The following is a 6,956-nucleotide window of genomic DNA, read 5'->3' as shown; positions in this document are numbered from 1 at the left end:
GCACACCTTGCCACCTTGGTGAGGCCTCATACATAGATGCAGCCGGCATTCGGGGATGAAAAAAGCGGTTGACGAAGGGGGCGAGTCCATACATAGGCTGGGATTGCATCCCAGCCTACGGGTTCAAGGCACCGAATGCCCTTTGCTCGCCGTCCAGATCGCATACCAGTCCTCGACATCGAGCTGCACTTTCAACGCCGCGACAGCATCGCGCAAACCATCGATACGCCTCGTTCCCGTAATCGGACAAGGCAGCGACGGATGCCGTAGCACCCATGCGAAAGCCAGCGTGGTGAGCGAAATGCCATAACGTGCAGCGATCGCAGTCATCTCTGTGCGTACGCGTTGCGTCTGATCGTCGTCACCGCTGAACAACCGTCCACCCGCCAACGGTGACCAAATCATCGGACGCAGACCAAGCTGCTGCGCTTGATCCAGTGTGCCGTCATCCAGCGCCCCCATCTGCAGTGGCGACAGTTCGACCTGATTGGTGACCAATGGATGATGCTGATGCAATAGCGCAAATTGGTTGACGCTGTGATTGGACACACCCCAATGCGCCACTTTGCCTTCGCGGCTGAGCGTGGCGAACGTTTCTGCCAAGGCCGTGGCATCCATCAGGTAATCAGGGCGATGGATCAGCACGAGATCCAATTGTTCGGTGTGCAGATTGCGCAGCGATTGTTCCACCTCGGCTCTTACGTACGCTGCGTTAGTGTCGTAATAATTGATGCGATAAGGCTTCTGCGAAGAACGCAAGCGCACGCCGCACTTGGTAACCAACTGCATGCGTCCGCGTAAATCAGGCGAGGCTTTCAATGCTTCGCCGAACAATGCCTCAGCGCGGTAATCACCGTAGATATCTGCGTGATCGAACGACGTGATGCCTAGTTCCAGCGCCTGTTCGATCCAACGCACGCGTTCCTGCACGCTCAAATGCCACTCGGTGAGACGCCAGAGGCCGGCGACGATGGAGGAAAGCTGGAAAGAGCGGATATCGGTGTGCATGCGGAATCGAAGGTGATGAAGAAAATGGATGAGCCGATACAGTGTGATGCTTGCTGGTAGCTTGCATTAAACGGTGTCGGAAAAAGGAAGGGGGTATCACGCCTTTTCGATGTAAGAATTTTTTTGCATTATTTGTTTGCCTGGCTGCTGCGGTTGGCGCTTTGGCTCGCCCAATGATGTCGGCCAGGACAAGACCTTTCGTCTCCCGTACGTGGAATCAAGGAAGAAACATGCCCTATATAGCCGCAAATTATCGAAATAATCCCAGTGCCCCGGTTGGAAAGTGGATCTGTGCCCCGACCTCCGGGCTCACTCTCTTCCAGGACGTACCTCCCGATGATAAAACAACGAGCCCTTATCTATGCGGGCAATGCGTTTCCTACGTTAAAAGGGTATGCCCCTCGTTGCCCGCCACGGCTCATTGGACGAAGGGCGCGCCCGTCAAGAACAACAACAGCATTGCCCCCGGCACTGTCATTGCCACCTTTAACGCTTCCGGAAGGTACGAAGGGCATGCTGCCATTTATGTGAGTCAAGATCCGCATCATGGCGTTACGGTCTATGATCAGTACGTGACCCCGCCCAGTCCGAAGCCTGTAGGCGAACGAGTCTTGCGCTGGGGAGCACATGGAAACTCGAACAACGGAGACAAATTCTATGTCGTGGAGTAAGCGCTGCTCTTATCTGCTGCTTGCATTCCTCCTATGGTTTCCCGTCTACGGAACACTGGCGTCGGACGTTTGCCCGTCCAAGCAGGGCACTAGCCTGCGTTTCGTGGATGTGTTCGATGGTGCACCCGAAGACCTGGCCACTCTTGTGCCCGACCAAGCCGGAAAGTACAGCGGGTACTGGCAATTGGGTTATGTTTACGACGCCGGCCGCTATGTAACGGTTAGATGCAAATATGCAAACGGACAAACCTTGGACGTAAAACTGTCCGATAAGGTGAGTAAATGCAGCTATACCATCGATTCGAAGAAAACGCTCGCTTTGCGCTGCAAATAGTCCATGGGCATCCCTCTCGCAACGGAGAGGGATGCTTATCACGATGATGTAGACCGATGTACGTTTATCGTGCCTTGGTATCAGCAGACTGCCCCGTGCTCAATGCTTCGGCCGACCAGCCGCCGCCCACGTCGCCGATCAACGATATCGTATCGAGCAGTTGTTGTTGCGTAATGCTCAGCGCGCTCTGCTGGGCGCTTAGCTGCGTAGCCTGCGCAGTCGCCGCGGTGGTGTAGTCCACCGTGCCGGCCTGATACTCGTTGAGTGCGATTTGTGCGCCCTGCGTAGCGTCGCGCACCACAGCATCTTGCACTTCGGCTTGCTGCGCGAGAATACGTAGGTTCGACAGATCGTTCTCCACATCTTGCAAGGCGGTCAGCACACTGCCGCGATAGTTGGCGGCCGCTGCTTCGTAAGAGGCTTTGGTAGCGGCCACTTGGCCATGCCGCGCGCCGAAGTCGAGCACAGTTTCACTCACGTCCGCACCCAGCGACCACACATGATTGGCAACGTGCAGCAGTCCGGCCAACGGCGCTTGCGAGAAACCGTCAGATGCGGACAGCGTCAGATTTGGATAGTAGGCCGCGATTGCAACGCCGATGGCCGCGTTCTGCGCCGCCATCTCGCGCTCCGCCACAGCGATGTCGGGGCGGCGCTGCAGCAGCGTCGAGGGCATGCCGGCCGGAATCACCGGTAATGTCGGCACGCTCGTGCTGTGCGGAATATCCAGATCTTCCGGATTCTTGCCGACCAGCACGGCGATGGCATGCGCGTACTGCGCACGCGCGATACCGAGTGCGATCAGGCTCGATTTGGCGCTCTCCCATTGCGTGCGTGCAGTAATCACGTCGGAAGGAGGCGTGGTGCCCGCGGCGCCCTGGTTTTCGACCACGCGCAAGGATTCGGCATAGTTGTCGACGGTCTTTTGCAGCAAGTCGATATCGGCATCGGTGATGCGCAGCTCGATCACCGCATTGGCGAGCGCGACCTGTTCGGACAGCGTGGCATTAGCCAGCGTAGCCTGACTGGCTTGCGCGCTGGCTTTGCTTTCTTCGACCGAACGCCGCACCTTGCCCCACAGATCGGGCGCCCAGCTCACGCTGCCTTCGAGCGAGCCGGATGTGCTGATTGCGCGTCGCGAAGAACTGCTGGAAAGGGCGCTGCTGCTGGCGCTGCGCTGCTTGTTGGCCGAACCGGTGACGCCCAGGGTAGGGAACAGCGACGCGCGAGCGACCTGCACTTCGGCGAGCGCCTGCTGATAGTTGGCGTAAGCCTGCTGCACGGTCTGGTTGGATACCGACACCATCGGCTCAAGCTGGTTGAGCAATGGATCGTTGAATGCGGTCCACCAATCACCCTTCGTCGCTTCATCCGCTTCAGGCGAGGCTGCGGTCCAGCCAGGCAGTTCCTTGTACTGCGCAGGCATGGGCACCTGCGGACGGTGATAGTCCGGGCCGACCATGCAGCCACCGAGCAGCAGTGCCAACGAGATGGTGAATCCTAAATTCAAAGTCTTCATAGTCATGCACTCACGTCCGATCGGTTCCACGGCAACGTGGCTGACCAACGGGCCAGTCGTGCGCGTAGACGATCAAGGTAGAGATAGATCACCGGTGTCGTGTACAGGGTGAACACCTGGCTGAGAATAAGTCCGCCCATCACAGTGATGCCGAGTGGCTGGCGCAGCGACGCGCCCTGGCCGATGCCGACGGCCAACGGCACCGCACCGAGTACCGCGGCCGCGGTGGTCATCATGATCGGGCGCAGGCGCACCACGGCGGCGTCGTGGATGGCCTTTACGGAATCATGGCCTTCATCGCGCTGCAGATGGATCGCTACATCGATCATCATGATCGCGTTCTTCTTCACGATACCGATCAACAGGATGATGCCGATCATCGCGATCACCGAAAACGGCGTGCCGAAGATCAACAGTGCTAGCGTGGCGCCGATACCGGCCGAAGGAAGCGTGGAAAGAATCGTGATCGGATGCACCGTATTTTCGTACAGAATACCGAGCACGATATAAACCGCGCCGAGTGCGGCAAGAATCAGCAGCGGCATGGTCGACATCGATTGCGAATATACCTGCGCTGCGCCGGCGGTAGCACCGTGAATGGATGCGGGCATGCCCATTTCGCGCATGGCTTGCTGCACCGCGGACAAGGCATTGCTCAGCGAGCCACCGGGCGGCAAATTGAACGAGATCGTGCCGGCTACCAGGCCACCCTGGTGATTCACCTGCGTAGCGGTGTGGTTGTTGGTGTAGCTGAGCATGGCCGGGAACGGCACCATGGTTTCCGACGACGTGCTGTCCGCGCTGCCGCTCGACGTGCCGCCCTTGGAGTTGGAAATGGCGTTGGTCAGCTGATTCGCGCGTGCATCGGCGTTGAGCGAATTGGTGTTCGATGAGGTACCGGCCGAGCCGCCTATCGCCGAAAAGCTCGTCACGCCCTTGACCGTGCTAGACGACATCTGCGTCTGCTGTGTGCCAGAAGCATTGCCGGCCGCTTTGCTGAAATACATGCGATCGAGCATCTGCGGGTATTGCCAGTACTTCGGCGCCACTTCCATCACGACGTAGTACTGGTTGAGCTGGTTGTAGACGGTGGACACGGTGCGCTGGCCGAAGGCGTCATACAACACGCTGTCGATCTGGTTGGGTACGAAGCCATAGCGCGTCATGGTGGAGCGGTCGAAGTTCACGAAGGTCTGCAGGCCGTTTTGCTGCAGATCGGAGTTCACATCGATCAGCTGGCTGCGATATTTGCCCAGCTCCGTGACCAGTTTGGGTATCCAGGTATACAGCGCGTTGGGATCGTCGCTGGTCAGCGTGTACTGGTATTCGGAGGCGGACTGCCGGCCACCAATGTGCAGGTCTTGCGCAGCCTGCAGGAACAGCTTCGCACCGGAAATCGCATTGAGCTTCGGCCGCAGGCGATCGACCACTTGCGCTGCCGAAAGCTTGCGTTGCGCCAATGGCTTCAACTCCACGAACAGGTTCGCGGTATTCAATGCACGGCCGCCGGTGAACCCGGCCACCGATGCGACGGCGGGATCCTTCTGCACGATCGATTGCAGTTGCGCGAGCTTCTTTTCCATCGCCTGGAAAGAGATGCTCTGGTCGGCGATGATCTGGCCCATCAGAATGCCGTTGTCCTGTTCCGGAAAGAACGTGGACGGCAGCAGTTTGAACAGAAATACGTTGAGCACCATCAGGCCGATCAGCGTTAGACCAACTACCCAGGCACGATCAAGCACCGCTGATAGAGAACGCGAATACGCTTGCTTGAAGCGTTCGAACTGCCCCTCGTACCACACCGCCCAACGCGCCCTGGAATGGATCGCAGCGCCTGGGCGCAACAGATACGCGGCCATGGTGGGCGTGACGGTGAGCGAAATGACCATCGAAAGCAGGATAGCGATCGACAGCGTTACGGCGAATTCGTGGAACAGCAGGCCGATGATGCCTGGCATCAGCAGGATCGGCAGGAATACCGCGATCAGCGACAGACTCATCGAGATCACCGTGAAGCCGACCTCGCCGCTGCCTTTGAGCGCCGCCTCGCGCACATCCATGCCTGCTTCAACGTGGCGCACGATGTTCTCCAGCACCACCACGGCGTCGTCCACCACGAAGCCGGTGCCGATGGTGAGCGCCATCAGCGAGAGATTGTCGATGCTGTAGCCCATCAGGTACATCGGCCCGAACGTGCCAACGATCGAAAGCGGCAATGCCACCGACGGAATCAACGTGGCCCGCGGCGATTGCAGGAATATAAACACCACACCGATCACCAGCAGCACGGCGATGAACAGCGAGCGTTCCGTATCACCCACGGCCGCGTTGACCGATACCGAGCGGTCGATCGCCACGCCGACCTTGATGCTGCTGGGCAGGGTGGCTTCGATCGCTGGCAGCACGCCGCGGATCTGCGCCACCGTCTTGACGATGTTGCTGCCGGGCATGGGATACACGATCACCAGCACCGCTGGCTTGCCGTTGTACAGACCCATGTTGCGGAGATTTTCGGCCGAATCTTCGACGTCCGCGACATCGCGCAATTGCACAGGTGAGCCATTGCGGTAGGCGATGATCAGATCGCGATACGGCGCGGCTTTGTTGATCTGGTCGTTGGAGGTGACCTCGTAGCGCAGGCCGTCCTGGTCGATGTGTCCCTTGGCGCTGTTCGCGTTGGCGGCGCTGATGGATGCGCGCACATCTTCCAGGCCGATGCCGTAGCTGCTCAACTTGTTCGGTTCCAGCTCGACGCGCACCGAGGGCAGGGCACTGCCGCCCAGCGTGATCTGGCCCACACCGTCGACTTGCGACAACTGCTGCTGGATCACCGAATTGGCGGAGTCGTAAAGCTGCGTGCGCGTGAGCGTGTCGGACGTGAGCGCCAGCACCATGATTGGCGAATCGGCCGGGTTGAATTCGCGATAGCTTGGGTTGCTGCGCAACGTGCTCGGCAGGTCGGCGCGCGCTGCCTGGATCGCCGCTTGCACGTCGCGCGCAGCGCCGTTGATGTCGCGGTTGAGGCCGAACTGCACCACGATCTGCGCTGACCCGACGAAGCTGGTCGATGTGAGTTCGGTGACGTCGGCGATCGCGCCGAGGCGTTTTTCCAGCGGTTCGGCCACGGTGGATGCCATGATCTCCGGACTCGCACCCGCCATACTCGCCTGCACGACGATCACCGGATAGGTGATGTTGGGAAGCGGCGCCACCGGCAAGCGGAAATAGGCCAATGCGCCAGAAAGCAGAATGGCGATCGCCAGCAGGGTGGTGGCGACAGGGCGGCGGATGAAGAGGGCGGAGATGTTCATGACGGCGCCCGCATCACACTCTTGCTAGAAACTCCCCTGGCCGTCATTCCCGCGAAAGCGGGAATCCATCTGAGGGATGCCACAAAGAGCAAAATGGATTCCCGCTTTCGCGG

Annotated in this window: 5 protein-coding genes; 2 read left to right on the top strand and 3 right to left on the bottom strand. The window is 59.2% G+C overall.

Annotated features, from left to right (window positions below; all coding sequences use genetic code 11):
• Positions 1-123: 123 nt before the first annotated feature.
• On the bottom strand, positions 124-1,008 hold the full coding sequence (locus tag QQJ86_RS20690) for an aldo/keto reductase (RefSeq protein ID WP_284322872.1): 885 nt from the start codon (positions 1,006-1,008) through the stop codon (positions 124-126).
• Positions 1,009-1,181: 173 nt separating this feature from the next.
• Between QQJ86_RS20690 and QQJ86_RS22875 the strand changes: the two genes are divergently transcribed.
• Together QQJ86_RS22875 and QQJ86_RS20685 are read left to right on the top strand one after the other, a co-directional pair.
• Positions 1,182-1,679: a BPSL0067 family protein gene (locus tag QQJ86_RS22875; protein ID WP_425604604.1), complete on the top strand. Its 498-nt coding sequence runs from the start codon at positions 1,182-1,184 to the stop codon at positions 1,677-1,679.
• Positions 1,666-2,013 (top strand): STY0301 family protein, encoded by a 348-nt coding sequence (locus QQJ86_RS20685; RefSeq protein ID WP_284322871.1) that lies wholly within the window; start codon positions 1,666-1,668, stop codon positions 2,011-2,013. The genes QQJ86_RS22875 and QQJ86_RS20685 overlap by 14 nt, the downstream gene beginning before the upstream one ends.
• Before the next feature lie 64 nt (positions 2,014-2,077).
• Here QQJ86_RS20685 and QQJ86_RS20680 read toward each other — a convergent pair whose 3' ends face one another.
• Positions 2,078-3,538 (bottom strand): efflux transporter outer membrane subunit, encoded by a 1,461-nt coding sequence (locus QQJ86_RS20680; protein ID WP_284322870.1) that lies wholly within the window; start codon positions 3,536-3,538, stop codon positions 2,078-2,080.
• Positions 3,535-6,843 carry an efflux RND transporter permease subunit gene (locus QQJ86_RS20675; RefSeq protein ID WP_284322869.1) on the bottom strand — a complete coding sequence of 1,103 codons (3,309 nt, stop codon included), beginning with the start codon at positions 6,841-6,843 and terminating at the stop codon, positions 3,535-3,537. Before QQJ86_RS20675 ends, QQJ86_RS20680 begins: the two co-directional genes overlap by 4 nt.
• Between the last annotated feature and the right edge of the window lie 113 nt (positions 6,844-6,956).

It is taken from the genome of Dyella acidisoli, from assembly GCF_030160295.1.
GTDB classification, from domain to species: domain Bacteria; phylum Pseudomonadota; class Gammaproteobacteria; order Xanthomonadales; family Rhodanobacteraceae; genus Dyella_B; species Dyella_B acidisoli.
Note: the sequence above shows the minus strand (reverse complement) of the source record. Positions and strands in the feature narration are given on the sequence as shown.

What these genes read in the sequence shown, in the direction of transcription:
- QQJ86_RS20690 (WP_284322872.1), bottom strand. Translation starts at nt 1,008, where the DNA reads ATGCACACCGATATCCGCTCTTTCCAGCTTTCCTCCATCGTCGCCGGC.
- QQJ86_RS22875 (WP_425604604.1), top strand. Translation starts at nt 1,182, where the DNA reads ATGATGTCGGCCAGGACAAGACCTTTCGTCTCCCGTACGTGGAATCAA.
- QQJ86_RS20685 (WP_284322871.1), top strand. Translation starts at nt 1,666, where the DNA reads ATGTCGTGGAGTAAGCGCTGCTCTTATCTGCTGCTTGCATTCCTCCTA.
- QQJ86_RS20680 (WP_284322870.1), bottom strand. Translation starts at nt 3,538, where the DNA reads ATGACTATGAAGACTTTGAATTTAGGATTCACCATCTCGTTGGCACTG.
- QQJ86_RS20675 (WP_284322869.1), bottom strand. Translation starts at nt 6,843, where the DNA reads ATGAACATCTCCGCCCTCTTCATCCGCCGCCCTGTCGCCACCACCCTG.